We start from the raw sequence: 25736 nt of genomic DNA on the forward strand, positions 1-25736 counted from the left end.
ACAGCCTACGACGTACCACGCCGACCGTTGGCCTCTGTCGGCTGACCGCGTAACAGGCCCGCCCAAGGGGCCAACGTGCGCAGCGAGAAGGCCGGTTGCCGGTGCTCAGGGATGGTAGGCGGTCATCGCGGTCTCGATGAAGGACCGGATCAAGGGGTTGGTGTCGCCCTCGTTCCACGCCGCCACCACTCGGCTCGGCGGCATGTCGATCAGCGGCACCACGACCAGCTCCGGGGACAGTTCGTGTCCGAGCGGGGCCAGGCCCACCGTGCCGTTCCACAGGACCGCCTGTACGCATTCCTGGACCGCACGCACCACCGGGCCCCCGCGCGGCATGCCGCCGTTCCAGTACGACTGCCAGACGGGGTCGGTGCCCTGCGGGAACCGGAACCAGCGGCGGTCGCTCAGCTCGGCCAGTTGCAGGCCGTCGCGGCGGGCCAGTGGATCGTCGGCGCGCAGGACCACGCCGACCGGGTCGGCCCGCAGCGTACGGACCGTCAGGGCGGTTTCGTCGAACGGCGCCCGAGTCAGTGCGACGTCGACCAGTCCGGCGCGCAGCCCGCAGGTGGGGTCACTCAGGTCGGCTTCGCGGATGCGGACGTCGATGCCGGGGCGGCTTCGGCGGAAGGCCGCGGCCAGCCTGGAGACTCCCGGGTCGGTGCCGTCGCCCAGGATGCCGATGGTGATGGTCGCGGCGCCGGCCGCTGCGCTCACGCGTACCCGGACGCGGTCGGCATGGTCGAGCAGGGCCCGCGCCTCGTCGAGCAGCACGGTGCCCACCGGTGTGAGCGTGACGCCGGTGGGCGAGCGGGTGAAGAGCCGTGCCCCGACCTCGGCCTCCAGCTGCTTGACGGCCCGGCTCAGCGGCGGCTGGCTCATGTGCAGCCGCGTGGCGGCCCGGCCGAAGTGGAGTTCTTCGGCGACCGCGACGAAATAGCGCAGGGTACGTAGCTCCACGCTGCAACGATACCCACCGGGTATCGGCGCCGCGGAACCGGTCTTGGACACTGAAGCAGCTCGGGCGCTGCACTGGTGGGCATGACCGAAGAAGCACGGAACAGCGGGCCGCGGACCGGACCCGCCCTGTCGGTGGTGCGTCCCGGCGAGGGCGAGACGATCGTTCTGGGCACCACGCACATGCGCGTCCTGGAGGACGGCAGCCACACCGGGCACCGCCTCGCGATCGCCGAGTCCGTCCTCGCCCCGCACACCCAGGGACCGCCTCAGCACCGGCACGGCCTGCACGACGAGGGCTTCTACGTCCTCTCCGGCACCGTCCGGTTCACCGTGGGGGACCAGGACCACGACGCCACCGAGGGCACGCTCGTGGTTGTCCCGCCCGGCACCCCGCACACCTTCGCCAATCCGACCGACCAGCCCGCCGTCATGCTCAGCACCTTCACCCCCGACCTGTACGTGCAGTACTTCCGAGACCTCCGGACGGCGATCGCCGACGGCCGGCCGCTGACACCGCAGGCCAACATCGAGGCGATGAGCCACTACGCGACCGAGCCCGCCACCGACCGCGTCTGAACACGACGGAACTGGGGCCTGTTCAGGGCTCCTCCGGCACACGAGGCAATCGACGGGTCCCCGCGAACCGGTGGACCATGAACGGGAACCATGAACGGGAACCATGAACATCGCCTATTGGGTCGTCGCGGGACTGCTCGCGCTCTTCTACCTCTACGCAGGCACGCTGAAGGTGTTCCGCAGCCGGGATCAACTCCGGCCGATGATGGCCTGGGTCGACCGCATACCCCTCCCCGCCCTCAGGATGCTGGGGACGGTCGAAGTGCTCGGCGCGACCGGCCTGGTACTGCCGCCGCTGACCGGCATCGCGCCCTCCCTGGCGCCGGCCGCGGCCATCGGCTTCGTACTGCTGCAAATCGGCGCGATCACCGTCCACCTGAGCGGCCGGGACCGCCGGATCGCCCTCAACGCCGGGCTCACCGCAACCGCGGCCGTGACCCTCTGGCTCGCCGTCCGGCTGTGAACAAGCACCGTGTCCGACCGACCGGGAGTGCGGCCGCCGGACCTCCCGTTCACGGCAGGTGCCCGGGACCGATACGCGGTGTCGGTCATCCATCGGCGGCTGCCGGTTCGATGTCGGTGGCTTGTCGGCGCGGTCCCGCAATGTTCGAGCAACGGCCGGCCGGAACTCACAGGGCGGCCCCGAACCCCAGGAGCGACCATGTACACACCCGTCACGATCATCGGCGCCGGACTCGGCGGACTCACTCTGGCCCGCGTCCTGCACGTCCACGGAATCCCGGCCGTGGTCTACGAAGCGGAGGCCTCCCCGACGGCGCGCACCCAGGGAGGGCTGCTCGACATCCACGACTACAACGGACAGCTCGCCCTCGAAGCGGCCGGCCTGATGGACGAGTTCCACACCATCGTCCTGGAAGGCCACCAGGCGATGCGGGTCCTCGACCAGGACGGGACCGTCCTGCTCGACAAGGCCGACGACGGCACGGGCGGCCGCCCCGAGGTGTACCGCGGCGCCTTACGGCAGATCCTGCTCGACTCGCTCCCGGCCGGCACCGTCCGGTGGGGGCACAAGGTCGCCGGCGCCCGCACCGTCGGCCCGGGCCGCCACGAGGTGACGTTCGCCGACGGCGGCACCGTCGTCACCGGCCTGCTGGTCGGCGCGGACGGCGCCTGGTCCCGGGTACGGCCCCTGCTCTCCACCGCCACACCCGAGTACGTCGGCACCTCGTACGTCGAGACCTACCTGTTCGACGCCGACACCCGCCACCCGGCCGCCGCGAAAGCGGTCGGCGGCGGGATGCTCATCGTGCCCGCGCAGGGAAGGGAGATCTTCGCCCACCGGGAAAGCGGCGGCACCCTGCACACCTACGCGGCGCTGACCAGGCCGCAGGACTGGTTCGCCGCCATCGACTTCACCGATGCCGCCGCGGCCACCGCGCGGATCGCGGCCGAGTTCGACGGCTGGGCACCCGAACTCACCGCTCTGATCGCCGACGGCGACACAGCACCGAGCCTGCGCCCCCAGTACGCCCTGCCGACCGGGCACCGGTGGGACCGGGTGCCGGGGGTCACCCTGCTCGGCGACGCCGCCCACCTCACGCCCCCGAACGGCGAAGGCGCCAACCTCGCCATGTACGACGGTGCCGAACTCGCCAAGGCCCTCGTCGCGCACCCCGACGACGTCGAGGCCGCGCTCACCGAGTACGAGCAGGCCATGTTCCCCCGCAGCGCCGCGCCCGCCACCTTCGAAGGGGGAGAGGTCCCGGGGATCGACTCCGAGCGCAACACCGCCCAGGCCCTGATCGCCATGATCACCGAGAAGGGCCGCCAATGAGCCGCTGAGGCACCATCGCCGGGGCCGTCCCCGGTCCGGGCCGGCGGAGGACATACGTCATGGTCTGGTGACAGGTCTGCCACAACGGCGCAGCACGGGAACTCGGGCGGGCCACGGTGCCGTGTCCCTGCACGTGCCGGCGGGGCCGGCCGGGAGACACCGAGGAGCATCCCATGCAGTACTCAGCAGGCCTTCGCCGCTCGGCGGCGGCGCTCGTGGCCGCGGCGGCCGCCACCGTCCTGATGACGGGCTGCGGCCCGACCGACGACGGCGCGGCCGGCACGCCGCCCGCCACCCCGGCCGGTTCGGTGCCGGCCGCGCCGACACCGACGGGCGGCTCCTCGACCGGTGGTGGCAGCGCTTCTACCACGGGCGGCTCGGGCGGGACCGCCCCCACCCCCGCGGCGTCCGCCCCGGGCGGCGGTGCGAAGCCCTGCACGGCCGGCGAGGTCAAGGTCTCCGACGCCCAGCAGGCCGAGACGCGGCCGCCGGGCACCGGGACCGGCGCCGCGGTCCTCTCGGTCGCCAACAGCTCGAAGCACGCCTGCACGCTCACCGGTTACCCGACGGTGGCCGGTGCGGGCAACGGCTCACCCGACAAGAACCTGCCGCTCGCCGCCACCCACAGCGGTACGGCGTCGACGGTGACGCTGGCTCCCGGAGCCCGCGCGTGGACGAAGCTGACCTTCGTCAACGTCCAGGGCGAGGCGGACGGATACTGCGTCTCGGGCGCCACTCCGGCCAGCTTCCCGACGCTCGTCATCGGTGTGCCGGGCGCGGGCTCGCACCAGATCGCCATGACCGACGGCGTCTTCGCCCTGTGCGACAACAAGGTGACGGTCACCGCCTTCTCCGCCGCCAAGCCGTCCTGACCGCAAGTGCGGCGTGGTACGGCCCCCGGCCCGCGCCGATGCTTCGCGGGCAGACGGTCCGGCCGTGGAGGGGAAACGATGCAGAGGCGGGCGGCCAGGCCCCAGCGGACCATGCCGGAGGCCCGGTCGTGGTCCCAGGCCTCGACTGTGCCAGACCTTCGCGAACCAGCCCAGGTCGTAGCAGTTGTAGACCGGGTCGGCGACGGGCGGCGGCAGGGGTGATCCGTTGCCGTCGGCGCGCCGGTCCCGCCGGGCAGGTGTCGACAGGGGAGAGGATGCCAAGCCGGTCCTCGGCGCGAACCCGAGTGACGATTCACCCGAATGGCGCAATATGGCGTGCCATGTGAAGATCAAAGGGAGTAGTGCCCCAACCGAGGCAATCCGTGAAAGGGGAACCACATGCGCATGCGACGAATCCTCGCCGCCGTCTTTGCCACGGCAGCCCTCGCCGGACTCGGCCTCTCGGGCGTTGCCACCGCCACCGCAGCTACTCAGGGTGCCCCGTCCTACGTCACCCCGTCCGAGTGCAAGCAGGGCGGCGGAGTTGCCGACCTGACGGCCAACGTCTGCAAGGGTGGTTCGCACGACGGGGAGACGATCGACTGAACCCACCAAGGCGCCCCGATACAAGGCGCCGTGGGGCCGCTCCGGTGCGAGGGCAGCCGGGAGATTCACGGGGACCGTCCGATCCGTCGGGCACGCTGAAGCCCGTGGCCGAACTCCCGATGTCACCCGAGGGCGGCCCTGCTGCGTCTGGTGCGCCCCGTGCCAGGCCGAGTCCGCTGGAGGGGCGCTCCTTTCGGGCGGATCACCGCCTCGTCGGCCGCTGCGGCCTTCGGAGACGTTTCTCGTACGCCTCACGGATTCCGCCGGCCAGCCCCAGCAGCATGGCCGCTCCGACCGTGACCTCGGCGGCGGTGCGCAGGCCCCAGCCGTGGACGTCCCCGGCAGCCCGCGGGGAGACCTTGTCCAGCGGATCGCGCAACACAGCCAGGGACTCGCCCTCCTTCGCGAGCCGCGAGGAGGTGTCCAGGTGCTCCGGGCCGCCCGCGGGGCAGTCCAGGCGGTGGTCGTACGAGGTCCGGGTCGTGGAGGTCCAGTGGCCGTCGGCGTCCATGGAGGAGTCCGTCTCGGTGTGCTCGGTGACCTTCAGCACGACGCAGCTGATCTCGACGCCCCGGGCCTCCAGCGCGCTGTGCCCCACGGACGCGAGCGCGAGGATGGCGCCGAAGCCGGCCGGGAGGGCGGACAGTGCGACGAGCGCGGCCCCGCGCCGCGAGGCGAGGGCGGCGTGCCAGCCGAGCAGGACCAGCGGGAGCAGCAGCCCGCCCAGGAAGAACCCCCAGGTGCCCAGCGATCCGTATGCCGACTCCCGGGCCACCCCGAACGCCAGGGCCGCAGCCAGCGGCGGCGCCGCCAGCGCCATCGTCGTCCGCGCGAGTCCGCGCCCCCATCCTCCGTGCCAGCGCGCCATGCCCGCCCCCGTGGCTCGTACCCCGTGTCCTCCAGGTAACCGCGACGACACGGGGCACGTAAAGGGGACAGCCCGGGCTGGCCCTGCGCGGGTGCGGGGTCAGAGGCTCTGCCGGCTTTCCGAGTCCGCGCGGTGGCCTCCGTACGAGGCGATCAACGCGTCGGCAACGGCGGTTGCGTCTGCGTCGGCCACGTCGGCCGGGTATTCGGGCAGGAGGTCGTCCCAGACGGGCAGCCACGACCCGAACAGCTGGGCCTGCCCCTCGGGTCGGGCGAAGAACCACACGTGCAGGTGGGCGGAGCCGTCCCCGATGCGGTAGACGTGCGCTCGGCTGATGTGGGGCAGGGCTTGCACGTGGCGGACGATGTGAGTGGTGAGCACGCCCAGCTCGGCAGCCAGCTCGTCGGGCAGGTCGGCCATGTCGTAGTGGTCGCGCGGGAAGAGCATCAGCACCAGTGGCACGCCGACGCCCGGTATCCGGGCCAGTCGCCAGCGGTCGTTGAGCCAGATGCCTTCGTTGCGGGCGCGGCACTCGCCGCAGTCCGCCGGGTCTTCCCCGTGCCGCCGCGGCTCGGGGAGGACGGGAGGCCGAAGTACGGAGACGCGTAGGCCATCCGCCTCGAAGGGGCTGATGTCCCACCCGGTCATCCGTGCCAGCGGAAGCCGAACCTCGTCATCTGCAGCCGCACGTGCGTGGTCGTAGAACTCATCGGGTCGCAAGGCCATGATCGTAAGACTAGCTGTGCCGTCGGGCGATGGCGGGTTGCGGGAGCGGCAGATGTCACCGCTCAGCACCCTGGGGTTGAGCCCGCCCATGAGTGACGCGCTGCCTTAAATTCAGAAGTTGAAATGAAACCGGTCGATCAACAGTGAGGAATTATCCAAATAGGGGCAAATCATCGGCGTGTGCGGCCTCATGAGAACGTTGTCATCTCGTTGCGAATTCACTCCTTGACGGTGCTATCGGTGACGAGTTGACTTCGCCTACCTCGGCCGGACGAAAACGGCCCTCGTCAGGGAGGTTTATGTAGTGAACGCATATCTGGGCAGGGCCGCCGTTGCCGTCGCTGCTTCCGCGATCACCGTCTCGCTCGCCGCTTGCGGCGGCGCGGACGATGCCGACGGGGAACCCGGGAGATCCGCCAAGGGCGACACGATCAGAGTCGGTCTCCTGCTTCCCGAGGACGAGACCGTGCGCTACGAGAAGTTCGACAAGCCGCTCATCGAAAAAGAGATCCACAGATTCACGCGGGGCAAGGGCGAAGTGATCTACGCCAATGCCAAGCAGGATCCGGCCGTTCAGAGCGCTCAGGTCGAGGCGATGATCGTCAAGAAGGTGGACGTCCTGATCATCGACGCCGTGGACTCCAAGGCCATCGCCGGCTCGGTCAAGAAGGCCAAGGACGCCGGCATCCCGGTCGTCGCCTACGACCGTCTGGCCGAGGGCCCGATCGACGCCTACACCTCCTTCGACAACCATGACATCGGCGGGCTCCAGGCCAAGGCGCTCCTCGATGCGCTCGGCGACAAGGCCAAGTCCGGCCAGATCGTGATGATGAACGGCTCGGTCGCCGACCCGAATGCGCGGCAGTTCAAGCAGAGCGTGCACTCCGTCCTCGACGGCGAGGTGAACGTCGGCAAGGAGTACGACACGGTCGACTGGAAGCCGGAGAACGCCACCGCCAACATGACGGCCGCGATCTCGGCCCTCGGCAAGGGCAAGATCGTGGGCGTCTACTCCGCCAACGACGGCCTGGCGGGCGGCATCATCGCCGCCCTGAAGGCGGCAGGCGTGTCCCCGCTGCCGCCGGTGACCGGCCAGGACGCCGAACTCGCCGCCGTGCAGCGGGTCGTCGCCGGCGAGCAGCTCATGAGCGTGTACAAGCCGTACGCCCCGGAAGCCTCGGCCGCGGCGGAGTTGGCCGTCGCCCTCGCCAAGGGCGAAAGGACCGACGGCATCATCAACCAGGTCGTCGACAGCCCGACCACCAAGCGGGTGCCGTCGGTGCTCGTTCCCGGCATCGCGCTGAACAGAAGCAACGTCAAGGCCACCGTGATCCACGACGAGGTCTACACGGTCGCCGAGGTCTGCACCGACAAGCTGAAGGCTGCGTGCGAGGAGATGGGCCTGAAGTAGCGGCGCCGCGGAGCGCATCCCCATTCGGATGCGCTCCGCGGCACGTGCCTTCCGGCCCTGTCCACGAGGTCTGAACAGCACTTGGGCGCTCAGGCGAGGTTGCGGATCCGCACAGGCAGGTACCCGTCGACCGAGCCCGGGCACAGTTCCCGCAGCATGGCCAGGATCGCATCGGCGTCGGCGAACGTCAGCTCCTCGATGAAGGAGGCCTCGTCGTGCTGACGGTCGCACGGCGGCGTGGGCCGGTACTCGTCCCCGAAAACGCATCGGGCGTGGCCCGTCAGATCGGCCTGCATGGACCCGATCGTACGGCGACGGGCCGCCGACCCCGCCGGTGAGCCCCCCCGAGCCCCCGAACCCCTCTGAGTCAGCCGGCGGCGAGGAGCGTGAGCGTGTCGATCACGCGGTTCGAGAAGCCCCACTCGTTGTCGTACCAGGCGACCACCTTGACGTGGCGGCCGTCGACGCGGGTCAGCTCCGAGTCGAAGATCGACGAGGCGGGGTTGCCCGTGATGTCGGAGGAGACGAGAGGGTCCTCGGAGTACTCCAGTACCCCTGCCAGCGGTCCCTGCGCCGCAGTGCGGTAGGCCTCGAGGACCTCCTCGCGCGTCACGTCGCGCGCGACGGTGGTGTTGAGCTCGACGATCGAGCCCACCGGGACCGGCACGCGGATCGAGTCGCCCGACAGCTTGCCCGCGAGCTTCGGCAGCACGAGGCCGATCGCCTTGGCGGCGCCCGTCGAGGTCGGCACGATGTTGACGGCCGCGGCGCGGGCGCGCCGGGCGTCGCGGTGCGGGCCGTCCTGGAGGTTCTGCTCCTGGGTGTAGGCGTGCACCGTGGTCATGAAGCCGTGCTCGATGCCGGCGAGGTCGTCGAGTACGGAGGCCAGCGGGGCCAGCGCGTTGGTCGTGCACGAGGCGTTCGAGACGATCGTGTGCACGTCCGGGTCGTAGGCGTCGGTGTTGACCCCGTACGCGAGCGTGACGTCGGCGCCGTCGGACGGTGCGCTGACGAGCACCTTGCGCGCGCCCGCCTTGAGGTGGCCGCGGGCGGCCTCGGCCGAGGTGAAGCGGCCGGTCGCCTCCAGGACGAGGTCGACGCCGAGCTCGGCCCACGGCAGCTGCTCGGGCTCGCGTTCGGCCAGCACCGTGATGCGGCGGCCGTCGACGACGAGGGCGTTCCCGTCGACGGTCACCGGGCGTCCGAGCCGGCCGGAGGTGGTGTCGTAGGCGAGCAGTCGCGCGAGGGTGGCGGGCTCGGTGAGGTCGTTGACGGCGACGACCTCGAGGTCGCTGTCGCGTTCGAGCAGCGCGCGCAGCACGTTGCGTCCGATGCGGCCGAATCCGTTGATGGCGATGCGAGTCATGAGCGATGTCCCTTTCGTTCGCCATCAGGTTCGCCCCCGCCGCCCGCCCGCGACAGCGGCGAGATCGCCATGGTTCGCAAGGATCCCGCCACAGGGGCCGTCGACGGCCGACACCGCCTATTCGCCCCGGGTGAAGGTGCGCCGGTAGTCGGTCGGGGTGGTCCCGAGGATGCGGTGGAAGTGCAGCCGCAGATTCGACCCGGTGCCGAGACCGACATCGGCGGCGATCTGCTCGACACTGCGCTCCGAACGCTCCAGAAGCTCCCGGGCCACGTCGATCCGGGCACGCATGACCCACTGCATCGGCGTGTACCCGGTGTCCTCGGCGAAGCGCCGCGAGAACGTACGCGGCGAGACCCCCGCGTGCACGGCGAGCGCTTCGAGGGTGAGGGGCTCGCCGAGCCGGTGCAGGGCCCATTCGCGGGTGGCGGCGAACCGCTCGCCGAGCGGCTCGGGCACGCTGCGGGGGACGTACTGGGCTTGGCCGCCGCTGCGGTACGGCGCCGCGACCAGCCGCCGGGCCGCGTGGTTCGAGGCGGAGACACCGAGGTCGCGCCGCAGGATGTGCAGGCACAGGTCGATGCCGGAGGCGGCTCCGGCCGACGTCAGCACGCTGCCCTCGTCGACGAACAGGACGTTCTCGTCGAGCCGGACGAGCGGGTACCGGGCGGTGAACGCCCGGGCGTAGTGCCAGTGGGTCGTGGCGCGCTTGCCGTCGAGCAGGCCGGTGGCGGCGAGCGCGAACGCGCCGGTCGAGATGGCGGCGAGCCGCGCACCCCGTGCGTGGGCGGCGACCAGCGCGTCGAGCACGGCCTGCGGCGGGTCGTCGCGGTCGGGAGCCCGGTAGCCGGGGACGAAGACGATGTCGGCCCACGCCAGCGCCTCCAGCCCGTGGGTCACGTGGTACGACAGCCCGTCGCCCCCGGTCACGAGCCCGGGCGCGGCACCGCACACCCGCACCTCGTACGGCATGCTGGCGCGGGTCGTGAAGACCTGCGCGGGGATTCCGACGTCGAGGGGTTTGGCGCCCTCGAGTACGAGGACGGCGACACGGCGGAGACGGGGAGGCGGCACGGGCACGAGGGTACGCGGCGGGGGACGGAGACGGCCCGGGCGACGGGCGCGGAGGCAGCGTCCCGCATGCGGGGCGCCGGCCACCGGGGAACCGGCACGGCACGGCGTCCACGACGCCGTGCTCGGTATCGCGGAGCTGCAGGATTCTGCGCGTCGTCGGTGGGGTTCAGGGGCAGAGTCGGGCGACCTGTTCGAGTTCGTCTGCCAGGAGTGCGGGGTGGCGGGGGCCGATGTGCGGGGCTGTCAGGGACCGTACGCGGAAGGGGTTGTCGGGGGTCGGCTCGTCGGCCTCCCGGATCATCAGGTCCTGGAGGGCCGGTGGGAGCGTGCGGTCCTCGGCGAAGCGCACGAAGGTCCGCGGGATGCGCCCCCACTCGTGCGGCAGTCCGCCGCCGTCGCGTGCTCCGATCGCGGCCGACTCGTCCGGTTCGAGGATGTTGAGCATCGCCCTGACCTCGTTGTCGGAGTAGTCGGCGGCCGCGTTGAGGGTGACGCCGCCGAGACTCTGTCCGGCCAGGACCACGGGGCCGTTGCGGTGTGCCCGCCGTACCACCGAGGCCACGTGCGGGGCGAAGTCGGCCAGAGTCGTCCCCGCCAGGGGAGAGGACTCCTGCCGCAGTCGCTCCAGGTCCTGGGGCGACTGGTAGGAGAGGGGGAAGTGGGCGCCGGGGCCGTGCCCCGGCAGGTCGACGGCGACCGCGCGGTGTCCGCGCAGCCCGGGTTCGGCCACCGCGGGGGACCAGCCGTAGGCGTTGCCGCCCGGTCCGTGGAGCCGGCAGGTCCTGCTCGGGCTCCGTACCGAATGCCCGACGAGGCCGGGGAGCGCTCTGCCTGCGCTTCGGCCTGTCGGCGTGGTGCCGCGTCGCTCACGCCTCGGGCGGTGCGGCCCGCAGGCCTTCGAGGAGCGTGGCCAGATAGCGGTGGGCGGTGGCGATCCGGTCCGCCGGAGAGCCGCCGTGGACGTGCACGGCGTGCGCGATCCCGCACATGAGCGGGACCAGGTCACCCGAGGTCAGGTCGGGGCGGACCGCTCCGGCCTCCTTGGCCCGGGCGAGGAGTGTGGCGCCGACCGACCACAAGGACTGCTTGAGTTCCGTGGTGCGCGGCAAGCTGTCCGCGGCTGCGCCGGTGACCGGGGCCAGCGAAGCATCGGTCACCTGCGCTTCCACGGTGCGGGTGAGGAGGCCCTCGAGCGCCGGCCAGGGGTCGGTGCCGGCCAGCGCTCGCTCACCGTGGGCGACCAGGGCTTCCAGGCAGGGCGTGGCGACGGTTTCCAGCAGCGCCTCGGGCGTGGCGAAGTGCCGGTAGACGGTGCCGACACCGAGTCCGGCGCGCCGGGCGACGTCGTTGAGCTGCAACTGCGTGCCCTCGTCGACCAGGGTGCGGGCGACGGCGACGATCCGGTCCCAGTTGCGGGCCGCGTCCTTGCGTAGCGGTGTCGTCGTCATGGGGACATCCTAATCGGATAGTCCATCCGGAGGCGCCGCGGCCACCGTCCGTGCCGCTATGCGCGGGCAGGTCGGGTGGCCGCGAGGGGGGCGTGCCGTTCACTGAGCCGGCGTACGGCCGCTGCGACCCGGGGGTCGGTCGCCGCGCGGGACGGGGTCACAGGGCGTGCCTGCGCGCCGATGAGGATGCCGGTGCGGCCCGTCAGGGCGGCGTCGGTGGCTGCGGTGATCGAGGGCCTGGCTGCCGTGGACGCCGGGCCGGAGGTCGAGCGTTCGAACGTGCGGCGCACCAGTGGCCACAGCAGCCGCAGGGCGGGCGAGACGATCCTCGGGTCGGTCATGGTGCCGTTGGTCATGTCGGTCGCGGCGCCTCCGGGGTCGGCGGCGAAGACCGATACGCCCGTGCCGTCCAGCCGCTTCGCCAAGTCGAGCGTATAGGCGAGGTTGGCGAGCTTGGCGCGGCCGTACCAGTGGAAGCCGTAGTAGCCGCCGGGCGGTTCGACCGCGTCGAACACCCGCTTCGCGACCCCGACCGCGCCCGAGGTCACGTTCACGACCCTGCTCGGCGCGCCGGCTGTCAGCGTGGGCAGCAGGAGTTCGGTCAACAGGTAGGGCGAGAGGTGGTTGACGACGAACGACGCTTCGACCCCGCCCAGTTCCTGCCGAACCGAGAACATCGCCCCGACGTTGTTGACCAGTACGGTCAGCGGGGTGCCTGCGGCGGCATGGTCGGAGGACAGCCGACCGGCCAGCGCGCGCACCTCGTCGAGCGAGGCGAGGTCGGCGGCGAGGAACCGGGCGGTATGCGCCGGGTCCGCTGCGTTGATCCGTTCGACCGCCCGCGCGCCCCGGTCGGGGTTCCGCCCTATGACGGTGACCGAGAACCCGGCCGCAGCCAGACCCAGTGCCGTCTCCAAGCCGATGCCGGCTGTACCGGCCGTGACCACAGCTGTCTTCCTCATGGCTCATCCACCCTCGGTAGGCATACGGATAGGTCATCCGTTTGATTGACCGTAACACGGATACGGATGATCCATCCGGTTAGGATGTCTCAACGACGGCCTGCTGTTCTGCGTCGCCGTCGACGCAGTGCACGGCCCCCGGGTGAGGCTCTGGGGGAGGAGAGTTGACCGCTTGCGTTCCGGCTGATCTGGAGCGCCTCCTCCTGCATGCCGACGATCGTGGGGTGCTCGAGGTGAGGCACGGTCCGCGGGGAAACCCCGGAGCCGACGGCTCGGTCTGGTCGTGCGGGTGCAAGAGGCCGCCGGAGGCGTCGTGACCCGGCCGGTCATGGTGGGCCGGGCCTGGGCCGACCGCTGCACCGACGACCGGGAAGGCGCGATCCCGGAATGCGAGTGGGTGGGCCGTCAGTGGATGCACCCCGGTCGTTCAGAGCACCGGCCTACGCCGGGCCACGCCCCGAACCGGGATCCCAGAGGTCCATCTCGGAACTGCCGACCACATCGCCCGGTTCGATCCTGCACGGATCTTCAGGGAGACCGAAGCCAGACAAGCCCTGCTGGACCACTACGAAACCGCGCAGGCGACGCCCGGCCTGACAGCCGGATACCTCGCCGGCCTTCGACGAGCGCTGGCCCTGCTCGCCCTGGCGTACGCCGATCACGCCGACTACCGCGAGAGCTGGAGACCGTAGCCGAAAGCCAGTTGCGGATGGGCGATGCGCTGCCCCCCGGGGAATCCGGCGCGCACGGATCTGCTGCACCAGCCTTCAGTACGGCCGGGCCCGGGGTGCGAAGGACGGGGCCAGCTCGTTCTGCGAGGCGCGGGGGAAGGCGATCGTGTTCGGGTCGCCGTCGGAGACGTACCGGTTCGTGCCCAAGGCGAGCTTGTCGAGCCAGCGCGACGAACCGAACTCGGCGTCCGCGTCCTTCGGCCCCGCCGAACGGATCCGCGGGATCGCGCCCGGGGTGAAGGCCTTGGCGTACGGCGAGACCGAGGGGTTCGCCCCCACGAGGTACACCCCGTCGTAGCGGTAGCCCGTTCCCCGTGCGGCGACCCCGTCGGACTGGGGCATGGCGCCGAAGGGCAGGGCGAGAGAGGTGACCCGGGTGCCGGGCGCGGCCGTCTCGATCGCGCGCTGTCCGGCGGTGATGGCCTGCGCGGCGCCCGCCTCGTCCAGGGAGCGCAGGTTCTGGTGGTGGTCGGTGTGGTTGCCCACTTCGTATCCGTGCGTCTTCAGCCAGGTCAGCGCCTTGGCGGAACCGGTGGCCGAGAACGCCTCCGCGTTGACGAAGAAGGTCGCGGTCGGTCTGAACGCGGGATACTTCTTCGCCGTCTCCGCCAGGATGGCGACGGCCGTGTCCGCTGCCGGGGCGCCGTCCGGGCCGAGGCGCAGCTGGCTGTTGGTCGAGTCGTCGAACGTGAGGACCACGGGGTGCGTTCCGGCCGGGATGTCGATGCGGCCGGTCTGGAAGGCCTGTGCGGTGACCGGGACGTAGTTCTCCCGGGCCAGGCGCTCCAGCTCGGCCCGGAAGTCGGCCGGGCTCCGGTCGTAGACGCTGGCCGGTTTCGCGGTGAGCTGGTGGTACATCAGAACGGGCACGTCGCCGAGCTCGTTGGCGCCCACTTCGGCCGGGGACTTCGCGGCGCGGTAGCCGGCTGCAGCCGCTGCCGACGGCGCCGTCTGGCGCTGGCCGGCGGCCGGTGAGGCCCCCGGGGAGCAGCCCGCGGCGAGCAGGGCGGCGCCGGCCAGGGCGCTGAGCGGGATGAGCGGGTGGCGCATGTGGGACCCCTCACGAGGTGGACCTGACGAGGCATACCTACCGGCGCCGAGGGTTCCCCTATCGCACTGTCCCTGAATGGCGCAGCCGCCACGCCGGGGTGGGACCCGGCCGTTCGCGTGAAATCCGCTCGGAACGGAGGATCCGCGCGGCCGTACGGCAATCAATGGAGGCACCATCCGGTCACAGCGCGAAGGACGTCATGATGGCCACGAGACACATATCCCGCTCCGCCTCCTCTTCCTCCGGTCTTCGCCGCCCGGCCCGTCGGCGCAGCCTCATAGCGACGACCGGAGTGCTCGCGTTGGCCGCGGCGGGTGGCGGGGCCTGGGTCTTTCTCGCGTCGGGGCCGGGCGTGGAGGGTCTCGCCGACGGAGCGGTCCTCGATGCCCGCAAGGCCGCGCACGTCAGCGCCTACCTCGACGCAGGGACGGCCGGCCAACGGGAGAAGGTGCACGTCGCTCTCGACGGTGCGACGGTTCCCGTCACCGCGGAGCAGGGCGCCCGGCTGCGACTGGGCCTGCCACGCCTGACCGAGGGGCGGCACGCCCTGGTGGTGGCGGGTGACGCAGGCCTCCCCTTCGCCTCGTACCGCAGAGTCGTCGGCTTCACGGTGGACTCCACGCCGCCCGACCTGAAGGTCGCGGACCCCGCGGTCACGAACGCCGGCGCTCCTGTGACCATCACAGGCAACGCGTCCGCCGACTCCCGCGTGACCATCGACGGCAAGAAGGTTCCCGTCGACAGGTCCGGGGCCTTCAAGACCACGGTGCCCAAGGGCACCCGCGTGGTGACGGTCACCGCTGTCGACCGCGCGGGGAACACCACCACCAAGGCCGTGTCCGCCCGGGGCCGCCGCCCCATGATCCGCGCCGCGCACATCACCGCCATCGGCTGGGGCGACGACACCCTGCGGGGCAACGTCCTGTCCCTGGTGCGACAAGGCAAGCTCAACGCCGTCGAACTGGACGTCAAGGACGAGGACGGCGAGGTCGGATACGCCTCCCAGGTGCCGCTGGCCCGGCAGATCGGCGCGGCCAAGGGCTACTACGACGCCCGCAAGGCGATCGCCGAGCTCCACGCCGCCGGCGCTCAGGTCATCGGCCGCATCGTCGCCTTCCGCGACCCCAAACTCGCAGCGGCCGCCTGGAAGGACGGGAAGCGCGACCAACTCGTACTGACCCCGGAGGGACAGCCCTACGACGGCGGCCACTACGGAGCCCTGTCCTTCACCAACTTCGCCGACCCGACGGTGCGCAAGTACAACCAGGACCTCGCTGTCGAAGCGGCCCGGCTGGGCTTCGACGACATCCTCTACGACTACGTGCGCCGGCCCGACGGGCCGCTGGGGCACATGCGCTTCCCGGGTATCGCGTCCGCCACGCCGGAACAGTCCATCACCTCCTTCGTCGCCGACACGCGGACCGCCCTTCGTCCGCACGCGACGTACCTGGGCGTCTCCGTCTTCGGCATCGCCGCGACCCGGCCCACCGAGATCGCCCAGGACATCGGGGCGCTGGCGAAGGTCACCGACTACATCGCGCCCATGGTCTACCCGTCCCACTGGGGACCGGGGGAATACGGCGTCGCGCAGCCCGACACCGCGCCGTACGCGATCGTGCAGCGCTCGCTGGCCGATTTCGCCCGGCAGGTGAAGGGGACCCAGGCCGAGGTCGTGCCGTGGCTGCAGGACTTCTCGATGGGCAGCGCCTACGGGCCCACGGAAGTAGCCGCTCAGATCAAGGCCGCGGCGGCGAACAAGATGAACTCCTTCATCCTGTGGAACGCCGGCGCCCGATACCAAGGTGCGGCGCTCCAGCAGATCGCCACGCACTGACACGGCCGGCGCAGGCACCGCTCCCGGTGCAGGCGCCTAAACCCCGCTGATCGACCGGGCTTTCCGCGTCGCCGCTTGGCGCCCCGTCCGGCACGCCCGGGAGTGAGAAGCGGCCGTCTTCCGGTGTCAGAAGCGCAGGCTGAACCCGCACTAACGGAAGACGGCCGCCGTTCGTGGGGCGCAGGCCCTCGGGCCTGCGCCGCGATGGGGTGTCTAGGTGTGGCTGGTGGCGCGGAGGTCGGCGAGGATCTCGGCCTGGACTTCCAGGACGCCGGAGAGGATGCCGCGGGCGACCCGCAGCAGCTCGGCGATCTGCGGGTGGGTGAGGCTGTAGTACACGTTGGAGCCCTCCCGGCGGGTGAGCACCAGATTGGCCTTGCGCAGGACGGCGAGCTGCTGGGAGAGGCTCGCGGCCTCCACCCCGACCTCGGGCAGCATCTCGGCGACCGCGTGCTCGCGTACGGCCAGGAGTTCCAGGACGCGGATGCGCGCCGGGTGCCCCAGGGTTTTGAAGAACTCCGCCTTGAGCTGGTAGAGCGGCGTGCTCACCTGGGGACCCTTGCGCTGACTGCCCATCTCATCCACCCGGAACCGTTCCGTCGCGGGGGCATCCATGCGCCCCTCCATGCGTTGTGACCTCTACAATTGCAGATCCCTGCAAGTCCTGGGGCCCGGCGGGCAGCCTTCATGACCTTGGACCCGGGAACAGGTCTTCCGCCGCTCAGGCCCCCTTGGGGGACCGGGTCCGCCAGGACCGCGCCCCGGCCTGCTGTGCCTCCTGCTCGATCTCGACCGTGGTTCTGGTGATCAGGTGAGGGCGGGTACGGCCGGATGGTGCGGGTCGGGCCAGTCGTCGGTGCTCCACTGCCTGACCGCTTCCTGGGCCCCATGGGCGACCAGGGCGGCAGCGAGGTCGCAGTGGACGGTGACGGGCGGGCAGGTGGCGTCCGGGACGAGGGAGCCGTCTGCGGGTATCGCCGCAAGGTCGAGGCGGCGCCCGCTCTCGGCCAGGCGGCGTGCTGCTCGGGCGACGGCGACCTGCCCGCCGGCCGACCAGCCCAGCAGCCCGGTCAGGTCGAGGACGACCGGGCCCGTACCCCGGGCGAGCGCCCAGCCGACGGCGCCGGTGAACCGGTCCACGGCATCGGCGCCGAGGTATCCGGCCAGGGACAGCACGCCCACGTGCCGACAGGTGGTGTAGCGCCATTCGATCGTCATCGTCTGTTCCTCGGCTTCACAGGGGGAGGGTGATCCGGACGGCCTTGCCGCGCCCGTTCGCATCGGCGCGCACGACGGCGGTGCCGCCGAGCTCCACCGTCATTTCGACCACCATGGCCAGGCCGCTGCCCGGGGCGTCGGCCAGCGCGCCGAACAGGGCCGGCTGGTAGGGATGGCGGTCGTGGACGGCGAACGCGAACACGCCCGGTCCGTGCGCGTACGTCACCGTGATCACCGGCGAGCACACGGCGGCGTGGCGGACGGCGTTGGTGACCAGCTCGGCCAGGATCAGCAACGCCGGACCCACGCTCGGATGCCGCAGACCCACCCCGCACTCCGTCAGGACGAGTTCTGCGGTCTCGCGGGCGATGCGTACGGCCGAACCCATGGCGGGTACGTCCAGCACGTGCCGGTAGGGCATCGTCTCGAGCTGAAGGCTCACCTGCCCGCTCCCGTCACGGTGCGGGCCAGGCGGAACCCGGACACCTGCTGCGGGTGCAGGCGCAGCAGGGTGTCGTGGGGGCCGTGGGTCCACCCCGTGAGGGTGCGCCGGTGGTGGGCGGCCTCGACGGGATTGCCGATGACGTCTGCCGGGCCGTGGGCGGTGACCATCCAGCCGGTTCCGGTCGCGCTGTTGATCTCGTCGACCTGGTAGGTCAGCAGGGACCGGCCGAGCACGGCAGCGGACTGAACGGGCACGCGTACGATCAGCCGCCCGTACTCCATCACGTGCGTGGCGGGACGGACCATCGCGATCTCCCGCTGAATGTAGACGAGGCGGCCTTGGCCGGAGCCTTCGAGCAGCCACAGGGCCTCGGTGCCGGATACCTCGATGAGGTGGCGTTCGGCAGGGACGGTCATCGTGCGGCCTTCCGGATGCGGTGCGGTCGGTGTGTGAACGGCAGCAGGCCCGCCTGCTCCAGGTACTTGCGGGCTCCGGCGATAGCCTCCGGGGTGGTCGCGCATTCGCGGCCTTCCTGGCGCAGCAGGTGCAGGGCTCCGACGGCGTCCAGGGCTTGGCGCTGGCCGGGCCTGATTCCGGAGGTGAAGACGGCGATGCCGCGCCGGTTCAGCTTCTCGACCGCGTCCTTGAGGACGAGGGCTCCGGTGGCGTCCAGGGTGGTCACCCGCGACATGCGCAGGATCACCGCCTTCACGTCGGCCACCTCCGCCAGTTCCAGGAGGAAGCGGTGGGCGCCGGCGAAGAAGAGGGGGCCGTCGATGCGATAGGCGACGATGTGCTCCGCGAGCAGTGCGTGCTCCTCGTCGCTGTGCTCGCCGGGCAGATCCGGGCGGAAGTCGACCTGCTCCATCCGCACCTGGTTCGCCACCGCCTTCAGCGCGAGCACCCCGGCCACGAGCAGGCCGATGATCACGGCCTGGACCAGGTCGAGGACCAGGGTGGCGGCGGCGGTCAGGACGAGCACGACGGCATCCGAACGCGTCGCCTTGGCCATTGCCCGCAGGGAGCCGACCTCGACCATCCGGATCGCCGTCGCCAGCAGGACGCCGGCCAGCGCCGCAAGGGGGATCTTCGAGACGAGGGGCGCGGCAGCGAACACGATCACCGCCAGTACGGCGGCGTGGGTGAGGGCGGCGAGGCGGGAAGAGGCGCCGGTGCGGACGTTGACGGCCGTACGGGCGATGGCGGCGGTTGCGGGAACCCCGCCGAACAGGGGAGCGGCGAGGTTGGCGATGCCCTGTCCGAACAGTTCCTTGTCGGGGTCGTGCTGCTGCCCCACGGTCATCCCGTCCGCGACCGTCGCCGACAACAGGGACTCGAGCGCGGCCAGGGCGGCCACCGCGACCGCCGGGGCGAGCAGTGATCCGAACGCGGAGACGTCGAGGAAGGCGAGGGAAGGGGCAGGGAGGCCGGAGGGGAGTTCCCCGATCGGGGCTGCCCCGTCCAGGTGGAAGACCTGAGCGACCAAAGTCGCGGCGATCACCGCGACGATCGAGAACGGGATCGCCGGCTTCCACCGGGCCCCGAGCAGCATGACCGCCGCGACACCCACGGAGAGGCCGATCGCGCTCCAGTTCGGGAAGGCCACGGAGTCCGCGAGGGCCCGCCAGGCCACCAGCAGGACCTTCTCACCCTCCGGCTTGTCGACCCCGAGTGCGCCGGGTATCTGCTGGAGGCCGATCACGCATGCGATCCCGAGGGTGAAGCCCTCCACCACCGGCGCCGGCACGTACCGCATGTACTGTCCGGCCCGCAGCAGGGCGAGCCCGATCAGGAGGGCACCGGCCATCAGCCCGACGGTGAGAACGCCGCCGGGCCCGTACTGGGCGACGATCGGCACCAGGACCACGGTCATCGCCCCGGTCGGACCGGACACCTGGAGGTTCGAGCCGCCCAGCAGCGCGGCGAGCGCGCCGGCGACCACCGCAGTGGCGAGCCCCGCCTCGGCGCCGAGCCCGGAGGAGACACCGAAGCCGAGCGCGAGCGGGAGGGCGACGATCGCCACGGTCAGGCCGGCCAGAAGATCCCGGCGGGGGCTGCGGCCCATCGCCTTGAAGTCGGCCCGGGCCGGCAGCACCGAGCGGAGCCGCCCGAGCGCCGCGGTCAGGAAGCCGTTCACGGTCACGAGGCCTGGACCCCGGACTCGCGCAGCTCCTCCAGCAGCACGCTCTGCCCGGTCAGCACCTCGGTCAGGATGCGCCGCGCGGCGAGCAGCAGCTGCGCGACGTCCCCGCCCGCCAGCTCGTAGACCACGGTCGAGCCGTCACGCGCCGAGGCGACGATCCCCGAACGGCGCAGGACCGCGAGCTGCTGGGACAGGGCGGAGGGCTCGACCTCGATCGCGGCCAGCAGGTCCCGCACCGGCAACGGGCCGTCTTGCAGCAGCTCCAGGACCCGTATCCGCACGGGGTGCCCGAGCATGCGGAAGAACTCGGCCTTCGCCTGATACAGCGGAACCGGCACGATCGCGCACCCTTCTCACCGCCCCGAGCAGCGGGGCACATGCCTGGTGCTGTGCCCGCGGCCACCCGCGGTTCCAGCGCCCACAGGATGTATGAAATTGCAGACTTTTGCAATTCGCAGGTTCTGTGGGCGCTGACCGCTTCGGCGCGGCTGCCGATCGCCGTGCTCCGCGCGACGCGGGCGTCGACGTAGCGCCGCCGCCTGGGATGTAGTTAATTGCAGAAGTTTGCAACTTGATATCATGACTGTTCCATCGCGTGAATGCCCGTCGGTCGGCCAGCCGGTCGTACTCCAGGGCGCTCCCGCTTCCCGACGTCCAGAAACCTGCGTGAATGAGCGACAACCTGCCTCCGTGCCCGAAGTGCTCCAGTGAGTACACCTACGAGATGAACGCTCTGATGGTCTGCCCGGAGTGCGGCCACGAATGGGTACCCGCCGAGAGCACTGATGGCGACGCCGGCGCCACCGCGGAGCGGGTGGTCAAGGACGCCGTCGGCAACGTTCTGCACGACGGCGACAGCGTGACTGTCATCAAGGCGCTGAAGGTCAAGGGCAATCCCGCGGGCATCAAGGCGGGAACCAAGGTCCGGAACATCCGCTTGATCGACGCCGTCGACGGGCACGACATCGACTGCCGGATCGAGGGTTTCGGGGCCATGCAGCTCAAGTCGAGCGTGGTCAAGAAGGCCTGACCCGCGGATCGCGCACGCGGGACCGCCGCCTCGGCTGTCCTGAGCGCAGAACGCGCCTTCCCCGCAATCCCCGGCGGCCTGGCGACGAGCACCCCCGGCGGGCCGGCACAGGAGAGGGCCATGCGGCCGGGGGTGCCCTGCAGTGGCGCGGTGGGCGGTGGCCGCGCCTCGGTGACCCCGGCTGAGCGCTGCATCATGGTGGCGTGATGAGCAATGAAGCTGAGCCGGTCGAACACGAAGACCGGTGGATCTTGAATCTCCGTGGGCGGAGCGTCACCGGGGTCACCGCCGGCCACCGCCACACACTGACCCTCGGCGGATGGGAAGTCGTGCTCGAAACCCCTGCTCGACTCTCATCCGGGCCGGCCCGGACCAACCCCGGCGTGGCTCTGACGCCGGAGACTCAGGACGTGGCCGCAGTCCTCCCTCCCTTGGGGACTGAGGTCGTCTCTGCAGTCGCCTTCAAGTCCGGCACGCTGCGCATGGTGTTCGAGGACGGCACGCATCTGACGTGTCCGGCCGATGCGGCATGCGAAGCGTGGCAGATCGCAGGACCAGGAGGATGGCGGTTCACGTCCCTGCCTGGACGCGACCTGGCCGTCGGGTCCGCCTCCGCACCGCACGAGAATCTGCACGCTCGTTCTGCGGAGTACTGAGCCCCTGCCAACTGGTTTGCTCCTCACCGCGTGGGCGAGCTGATTCCGGTCCCTTCGTGCGATCGGGAGACCGAAAGGCCTGCGGGCGGCTACTCAACACCGGCCGGCCTGCGCCGGGTCGGCCCGAGACGTGCGGCGTGGCTGAAGAGCCGCAACGCCCGAGGCACCCAAGCCACGGCTGACACGGCCATCGCCGCGGCGCAGGCCCAGCACACCGCCGTGGCCGGGGCAGAGCACGGCCGCCGCCGTGGAACCTCAGAGCGTGAAAAGCGGCTCGTAGGGGTGTCCTTCCGGCGTGAAGACCAGGACGAAGCCTTCCCCCAGCCGAGTGGCCACCTCCCTCAAGCGAGCCAGGACCGCGGCCTGACCCGGAAGATCGAGGCCAAGGGCTGCGGCAGCACGGTCCCTCCTGGCTGCGAGATCCGGCATGTCCTCCAGATACTCAGCCTCGAGCTCGCGACTCTCGTCCTCCGTGAACGCCTGGCAGTCCTGCCACCACGGGACGACCAGGAGAAGCCGCACCAGCTCGGGCAGGCCGATGGCAACGAGAGCCGCACCTCCTTCGGAGTCGGCATAGAGGATCGGACGTTCCTCGCCGCCTTCACCGCAGAAGAAGAACGTGCCGCCGGCACCGTCGCCGGCGAACCCCTCAAGCGCGGCGCCAGAGGCGAGGTGCACTTCCTCGACGTGATCACCACGGTCAAGGTCGAAGTCACCCGGCCAAGCGAGAAATCGGGCGGCTTCTTCCTGCTCACGGACGGCAGCGATCAACGATTCCATGGGCCGCAGCCTACGGCCACTGCTTGCGGTTCAGCCGTGGGAGCCCGGCGGGGCAGGCTCGGCTCCGGCGGCGGCGAGCGTGACCTGAGCGGTCCATGACCAGGGCTCCCGAGGGGGATCCCAGCTCACCTCGACGTCGGTGTCGTGGAAGTCCCGGGCGAGTTCCCTCACCATCCGGGGCGCCGCGGCTCGCGCCTCTTGTGGGTCGGTGTCGACCGGCACGTCCAGACGCCCGCAGAGCATGCCGGCTTCCATGGTGAGGACGCTGTGGCGCCAGCCCTCCGGCGTCGCCAACAGCACGATCCCCTTCGGGATGCCCCATGCGGGCCGTCTCTTCTTCTCCTTCTTGCGTTTCACCATGCGGCTATCCGACATCGCCGGGGTCGTGGCGATGAGGTGGGGTGTCAGCTTGGCTTGCAGGTCGGGTACAGGGCTCGCCGACGGCGAGGACGCGTCCGACGCCGTAGCAGGTGGCGGACCGCTTGTTCCGCGAGCTGGGCGGGGCCGCTGGTTGCGCGGAGGGCAGGCGGTCCTTGGCCCTGCGCTCCATCAGGACGGGCTTCCCGCCAGGCACGTCACCCTTGGGCAGGGGGTGACATGGCCACCCGGCCGGTACCAACTCGACGCGGTGTGCAGGGGGTCGCAGGGCGGGAACCGGCAGGTGGCCTGGTCGGCGAGCCTGGGGGAGACGTACCGGGCGAGTCGACTTCAGGCCGAGGCCAGGGCGGCAGCGCCGAAGGAGACGTCGAAGCGGTCGCACCAGATGGTGACGCTGCTGTACTCGGACAGCTTCACGTCGGCAGGGATCGGGTAGTTCTGGTCGCCCTTGTTGCCCTTGAGCTTGCCGAGGCTGACGTACTTGCCGTCGTCGAAGACCCGCCAGCCCGCCGTGCCCTCCTTGACCGGGGCGTCGGTCAGCCACACGCGCAGGTCCGGCCCGTTGCTCGTGTCCAGTCCCTCCAGACGCAGGGTGTGCGAGCCGTCCGGCAGCCGGACGATCTTCACCGTGCCCGTGGTGGTGTGCTCGTGGCTGATCAGGGTTCCCTGGGCGACGGTCCGCGGGGAAGGCGGAGCCGGCGCGGCGGAGGCGGAACCTGTCGCCGGCACGCTCGGAGCCGCACTGGGCAGCGCCTCGCTGACCCTCTGGTCCTGCCACAGCTTCCACGGCTCGAACCAGTACAGCCCCACCGCCACCAGCACGGCTGCCACGGCCACCGCCACGATCGTCAGCGGCCTGCGCCGCCCGCCCTCACGTCCCACTTCGCGCTCCTTCATCGTCGTTCAGGAGGCATTCAACGTCATCGGGAGCACGGGTCCCAGAGCATCCGTGATGACGGAAGTCTTACGGCGAGAGGTCTTCGGGAAGACCGAGGGCATCGGCGAGCCGACGGGTTTCCGACAGCAGGCGCACCGAGGAGCCGAGCTAGCCGCCCGGTGCCCTTTTGTCGACGATGACAGGGGCGAAGTCGACAGGGACGTAGTCGCCCTCGCAGTCCGAATGATGGACAGATGGTCGAACGGCCCGGGAGGATCACCTGGCAGAGCCTTGTAGATCGCGCTCAGGAGCGGGTCGTCCGTCGCATGCCGGGCCTCATCCAGCGGCTCGGGCAGGCACCCGTGCAGCGCGAGGTGCACGGCGAGACGACGAAGCGTGTGCAGGCCCGAGTAGCCCCGCATCTCGAACTCGGCGTCCTGCACCTCGACCAGACCGGGCTCGGTCCACTCTTGCGCTCCCGCGCGCTTCAGCAGCTCGCCGATCGCAGCGAAGTCGGCGCGGCCCCTCTCGTTGTAGTCGTCGTCAGCATCGACGAGTACGCTGCTCGCCACCGACTCACGCTGCACGCGGCCATCGACGCCCTCGTACGCTGCGGCCTGGCGGCGGCGATGATGGGCGGCGTGGCAGAAACCGATGCACATCGCCGGGTGCGTGGCGACCTGGCTGGGTTACGGCGGCTCCCTCGATGAAAGGCGGCTCGGGATCCTGCGCCGGAGGCTCTCCGACCTGGAACAGGTCCTGCCGGAGCTCGACGAAGCAGACAACCCCCGCTTGTGGCGGCTATGGCACCAGATGACTCGACTCATCACCGAGACCGATCCGCACGCCACCGACTGAGACGCCGGCTGGGGGCGTCTCGAAGGGTGGGGAGGCCAGCGGGGAACCGAGCTGTGCTCTGCGGGTGGTAACTCGGTTGCGGTCAGCTTGGCCGCTTGAGCGAGGATGCCCGCATGAGCCAGGAATCAGATGACGTGCGCGAAGCGATCGCAGGCGAGCTGCGCCTCATGGACCCCAGCGTGCGCAGTTCACGCTCGCTCACCCGACAGCTGCTGGACCCGGACTTCACGGAGGTCGGCGCCTCGGGGCGGCGGTGGACGTATGACGAGATGCTCGCAGCGATTCCCGAGATGGACGGTGCGACAGAGAGCGGTCCGCGCTACGAGCCCTCAAAGTTCACCGGTGTCCTGCTGGCACCCGGGCTGGTGCACCTCACCTACGAGACCACGCTGAATGGGCTCCGGGCGCGGCGGAGTTCGCTCTGGCGCAAGCAGGGTACGGCCACGACGTGGCAGATGTACTACCACCAGGCCACACCCATCCCGCCCGACAGCATGTAACTGCGATTCTCGGGAGGTGATCGTTCGTTGTTGCCTGTATGGGTATGGCGGAGCATCTCTGGCCGGGTACAGGTGTGCGTCAGGGGTCTTCAGCGGCTCGGGCGGTCGGTACGTTCGAGCACACCGAGCTCGAAGGACGAGAACGGCACCCGCCGGGTGCGGGGCAGCGAAACCTCAACCAGTCGGCCATCATGGATCATCCACAGCCCGAAGCAGTCGTCGTCCTGGTCATGCACGAGGATCTGCACCGAGCCCGGGTTCGGCCATGGCAACGATTCCAGGTGCGCCAGCAGCCCGGTCCAGGCGTTGCTGCGGCCGAACTGCACGACCCATGCGTAGCACTCCTCGGAGGGGCCGCCCCACCCGCCGAACATGTGGTCGTCCACACGCTGGAAACACTGGTGCCACTGCCTGCCTTCGTCGGGCCGGGTGAGCGGCTCCATCACTTCTTCCGCCCCGCGCGCCAGGACGATGACCTCTGCATCTCTGCTCATCCAACCAGCCTTGCAGCAGTCGGCCCCGGTCGCATGGACATTTCCATCCCCTGAGCCCAACGGAGGCGCACATCGGTTCC

32 protein-coding genes and 1 pseudogene are annotated in these 25736 nt (G+C 70.8%); 12 read left to right on the top strand and 21 right to left on the bottom strand.

The window, feature by feature from the left end; genetic code table 11:
- Positions 1-105 precede the first annotated feature (105 nt).
- Positions 106-957 carry a LysR family transcriptional regulator gene (locus ACIGFK_RS02975; protein WP_376660782.1) on the bottom strand — a complete coding sequence of 284 codons (852 nt, stop codon included), beginning with the start codon at positions 955-957 and terminating at the stop codon, positions 106-108.
- A gap of 81 nt (positions 958-1038) precedes the next feature.
- On the opposite strand from ACIGFK_RS02975, the gene ACIGFK_RS02980 reads away from it, so the two are divergent.
- From ACIGFK_RS02980 to ACIGFK_RS03000, 5 genes are all read left to right on the top strand, one after another.
- The gene (locus ACIGFK_RS02980) at positions 1039-1533 is read left to right on the top strand and encodes a cupin domain-containing protein (protein WP_376660783.1); all 495 of its coding nucleotides are present in this window, start codon (positions 1039-1041) and stop codon (positions 1531-1533) included.
- 103 nt (positions 1534-1636) lie between these two features.
- A complete protein-coding gene (locus ACIGFK_RS02985) occupies positions 1637-1996 on the top strand; it encodes a DoxX family protein (protein ID WP_376660784.1) in 360 nt (119 codons plus the stop codon).
- A gap of 198 nt (positions 1997-2194) precedes the next feature.
- Positions 2195-3328, top strand: coding sequence for an FAD-dependent oxidoreductase (locus tag ACIGFK_RS02990; protein ID WP_376660785.1), 1134 nt, complete (start codon positions 2195-2197; stop codon positions 3326-3328).
- 173 nt (positions 3329-3501) lie between these two features.
- Positions 3502-4200 carry a DUF4232 domain-containing protein gene (locus ACIGFK_RS02995; protein ID WP_376660786.1) on the top strand — a complete coding sequence of 233 codons (699 nt, stop codon included), beginning with the start codon at positions 3502-3504 and terminating at the stop codon, positions 4198-4200.
- 399 nt (positions 4201-4599) lie between these two features.
- On the top strand, positions 4600-4806 hold the full coding sequence (locus ACIGFK_RS03000; protein WP_376660787.1) for a hypothetical protein: 207 nt from the start codon (positions 4600-4602) through the stop codon (positions 4804-4806).
- A 202-nt stretch (positions 4807-5008) separates the two neighbouring features.
- Here the strand turns inward: ACIGFK_RS03000 and ACIGFK_RS03005 are convergent, their stop codons facing one another.
- Both ACIGFK_RS03005 and ACIGFK_RS03010 read right to left on the bottom strand, forming a co-directional pair.
- The gene (locus tag ACIGFK_RS03005) at positions 5009-5674 is read right to left on the bottom strand and encodes a hypothetical protein (protein WP_376660788.1); all 666 of its coding nucleotides are present in this window, start codon (positions 5672-5674) and stop codon (positions 5009-5011) included.
- A 99-nt stretch (positions 5675-5773) separates the two neighbouring features.
- On the bottom strand, positions 5774-6400 hold the full coding sequence (locus tag ACIGFK_RS03010; protein ID WP_376660789.1) for a hypothetical protein: 627 nt from the start codon (positions 6398-6400) through the stop codon (positions 5774-5776).
- A gap of 304 nt (positions 6401-6704) precedes the next feature.
- Between ACIGFK_RS03010 and ACIGFK_RS03015 the strand changes: the two genes are divergently transcribed.
- On the top strand, positions 6705-7811 hold the full coding sequence (locus tag ACIGFK_RS03015; RefSeq protein WP_376660790.1) for a substrate-binding domain-containing protein: 1107 nt from the start codon (positions 6705-6707) through the stop codon (positions 7809-7811).
- An 89-nt stretch (positions 7812-7900) separates the two neighbouring features.
- On the opposite strand, the gene ACIGFK_RS03020 is transcribed toward ACIGFK_RS03015, so the two are convergent.
- The 6 genes from ACIGFK_RS03020 to ACIGFK_RS03045 all read right to left on the bottom strand — a co-directional run bounded on the left by ACIGFK_RS03020 (position 7901) and on the right by ACIGFK_RS03045 (position 12661).
- A complete protein-coding gene (locus ACIGFK_RS03020; RefSeq protein ID WP_376655520.1) occupies positions 7901-8107 on the bottom strand; it encodes a hypothetical protein in 207 nt (68 codons plus the stop codon).
- Between the two features lie 71 nt (positions 8108-8178).
- The gene (gene gap, locus ACIGFK_RS03025; protein ID WP_376655521.1) at positions 8179-9177 is read right to left on the bottom strand and encodes a type I glyceraldehyde-3-phosphate dehydrogenase; all 999 of its coding nucleotides are present in this window, start codon (positions 9175-9177) and stop codon (positions 8179-8181) included.
- 117 nt (positions 9178-9294) lie between these two features.
- Entirely contained in the window at positions 9295-10251 is a 957-nt protein-coding gene (locus ACIGFK_RS03030) for a GlxA family transcriptional regulator (protein WP_376655522.1), read from the bottom strand.
- A 166-nt stretch (positions 10252-10417) separates the two neighbouring features.
- Positions 10418-11167 (bottom strand): alpha/beta fold hydrolase, encoded by a 750-nt coding sequence (locus ACIGFK_RS03035; protein ID WP_376655602.1) that lies wholly within the window; start codon positions 11165-11167, stop codon positions 10418-10420.
- Entirely contained in the window at positions 11118-11699 is a 582-nt protein-coding gene (locus tag ACIGFK_RS03040; RefSeq protein WP_376655523.1) for a TetR/AcrR family transcriptional regulator, read from the bottom strand. Before ACIGFK_RS03040 ends, ACIGFK_RS03035 begins: the two co-directional genes overlap by 50 nt.
- 56 nt (positions 11700-11755) lie before the next feature.
- Positions 11756-12661: an SDR family NAD(P)-dependent oxidoreductase gene (locus ACIGFK_RS03045; RefSeq protein WP_376655524.1), complete on the bottom strand. Its 906-nt coding sequence runs from the start codon at positions 12659-12661 to the stop codon at positions 11756-11758.
- 380 nt (positions 12662-13041) lie between these two features.
- Here ACIGFK_RS03045 and ACIGFK_RS03050 point away from each other — a divergent pair.
- Positions 13042-13353: pseudogene (locus ACIGFK_RS03050) on the top strand (DUF6221 family protein); the annotation flags it as partial.
- A 75-nt stretch (positions 13354-13428) separates the two neighbouring features.
- On the opposite strand, the gene ACIGFK_RS03055 reads toward ACIGFK_RS03050, so the two are convergent.
- The gene (locus ACIGFK_RS03055; RefSeq protein ID WP_376655525.1) at positions 13429-14442 is read right to left on the bottom strand and encodes a polysaccharide deacetylase family protein; all 1014 of its coding nucleotides are present in this window, start codon (positions 14440-14442) and stop codon (positions 13429-13431) included.
- A 200-nt stretch (positions 14443-14642) separates the two neighbouring features.
- Between ACIGFK_RS03055 and ACIGFK_RS03060 the strand changes: the two genes are divergently transcribed.
- On the top strand, positions 14643-16277 hold the full coding sequence (locus tag ACIGFK_RS03060; protein ID WP_400050281.1) for a putative glycoside hydrolase: 1635 nt from the start codon (positions 14643-14645) through the stop codon (positions 16275-16277).
- Between the two features lie 213 nt (positions 16278-16490).
- Here the strand turns inward: ACIGFK_RS03060 and ACIGFK_RS03065 are convergent, their stop codons facing one another.
- From ACIGFK_RS03065 to ACIGFK_RS03090, 6 genes are all read right to left on the bottom strand, one after another.
- The gene (locus ACIGFK_RS03065; protein ID WP_400050580.1) at positions 16491-16826 is read right to left on the bottom strand and encodes an ArsR/SmtB family transcription factor; all 336 of its coding nucleotides are present in this window, start codon (positions 16824-16826) and stop codon (positions 16491-16493) included.
- A 258-nt stretch (positions 16827-17084) separates the two neighbouring features.
- Positions 17085-17495 (bottom strand): anti-sigma factor antagonist, encoded by a 411-nt coding sequence (locus tag ACIGFK_RS03070; protein ID WP_376655527.1) that lies wholly within the window; start codon positions 17493-17495, stop codon positions 17085-17087.
- Between the two features lie 16 nt (positions 17496-17511).
- Positions 17512-17937 carry an ATP-binding protein gene (locus tag ACIGFK_RS03075; RefSeq protein WP_376655528.1) on the bottom strand — a complete coding sequence of 142 codons (426 nt, stop codon included), beginning with the start codon at positions 17935-17937 and terminating at the stop codon, positions 17512-17514.
- Positions 17934-18356, bottom strand: a complete 423-nt coding sequence (locus tag ACIGFK_RS03080; RefSeq protein WP_376655529.1) for a pyridoxamine 5'-phosphate oxidase family protein — start codon at positions 18354-18356, stop codon at positions 17934-17936. The genes ACIGFK_RS03075 and ACIGFK_RS03080 overlap by 4 nt, the downstream gene beginning before the upstream one ends.
- Positions 18353-20005, bottom strand: coding sequence for a SulP family inorganic anion transporter (locus ACIGFK_RS03085; protein ID WP_376655604.1), 1653 nt, complete (start codon positions 20003-20005; stop codon positions 18353-18355). The genes ACIGFK_RS03080 and ACIGFK_RS03085 overlap by 4 nt, the downstream gene beginning before the upstream one ends.
- Before the next feature lie 74 nt (positions 20006-20079).
- Positions 20080-20421, bottom strand: a complete 342-nt coding sequence (locus tag ACIGFK_RS03090) for an ArsR/SmtB family transcription factor (protein ID WP_376655530.1) — start codon at positions 20419-20421, stop codon at positions 20080-20082.
- A 332-nt stretch (positions 20422-20753) separates the two neighbouring features.
- On the opposite strand from ACIGFK_RS03090, the gene ACIGFK_RS03095 reads away from it, so the two are divergent.
- Together ACIGFK_RS03095 and ACIGFK_RS03100 are read left to right on the top strand one after the other, a co-directional pair.
- A complete protein-coding gene (locus tag ACIGFK_RS03095) occupies positions 20754-21113 on the top strand; it encodes a zinc ribbon domain-containing protein YjdM (protein ID WP_376655531.1) in 360 nt (119 codons plus the stop codon).
- A 206-nt stretch (positions 21114-21319) separates the two neighbouring features.
- Positions 21320-21769, top strand: a complete 450-nt coding sequence (locus ACIGFK_RS03100; protein ID WP_386468094.1) for a DUF6188 family protein — start codon at positions 21320-21322, stop codon at positions 21767-21769.
- A 255-nt stretch (positions 21770-22024) separates the two neighbouring features.
- On the opposite strand, the gene ACIGFK_RS03105 is transcribed toward ACIGFK_RS03100, so the two are convergent.
- The 4 genes from ACIGFK_RS03105 to ACIGFK_RS03120 form a co-directional block, all read right to left on the bottom strand.
- Entirely contained in the window at positions 22025-22549 is a 525-nt protein-coding gene (locus ACIGFK_RS03105; protein ID WP_376655533.1) for a hypothetical protein, read from the bottom strand.
- A gap of 30 nt (positions 22550-22579) precedes the next feature.
- Positions 22580-22909 (bottom strand): hypothetical protein, encoded by a 330-nt coding sequence (locus ACIGFK_RS03110; RefSeq protein ID WP_400050283.1) that lies wholly within the window; start codon positions 22907-22909, stop codon positions 22580-22582.
- Between the two features lie 348 nt (positions 22910-23257).
- Positions 23258-23779, bottom strand: a complete 522-nt coding sequence (locus ACIGFK_RS03115) for a DM13 domain-containing protein (RefSeq protein WP_376655605.1) — start codon at positions 23777-23779, stop codon at positions 23258-23260.
- A gap of 51 nt (positions 23780-23830) precedes the next feature.
- Positions 23831-24466 (bottom strand): hypothetical protein, encoded by a 636-nt coding sequence (locus ACIGFK_RS03120; protein WP_400050285.1) that lies wholly within the window; start codon positions 24464-24466, stop codon positions 23831-23833.
- Positions 24467-24476: 10 nt separating this feature from the next.
- Here ACIGFK_RS03120 and ACIGFK_RS03125 point away from each other — a divergent pair, with 10 nt between their 5' ends.
- Entirely contained in the window at positions 24477-24662 is a 186-nt protein-coding gene (locus ACIGFK_RS03125; RefSeq protein WP_376655536.1) for a hypothetical protein, read from the top strand.
- A gap of 113 nt (positions 24663-24775) precedes the next feature.
- Positions 24776-25162 (top strand): DUF4440 domain-containing protein, encoded by a 387-nt coding sequence (locus tag ACIGFK_RS03130; RefSeq protein WP_376655537.1) that lies wholly within the window; start codon positions 24776-24778, stop codon positions 25160-25162.
- An 89-nt stretch (positions 25163-25251) separates the two neighbouring features.
- Here the strand turns inward: ACIGFK_RS03130 and ACIGFK_RS03135 are convergent, their stop codons facing one another.
- A complete protein-coding gene (locus tag ACIGFK_RS03135) occupies positions 25252-25656 on the bottom strand; it encodes a hypothetical protein (RefSeq protein WP_376655538.1) in 405 nt (134 codons plus the stop codon).
- Positions 25657-25736 lie beyond the last annotated feature (80 nt).

This window comes from Streptomyces sp. NPDC085524, from assembly GCF_044541755.1.
Taxonomy (GTDB): Bacteria; Actinomycetota; Actinomycetes; order Streptomycetales; family Streptomycetaceae; genus Streptomyces.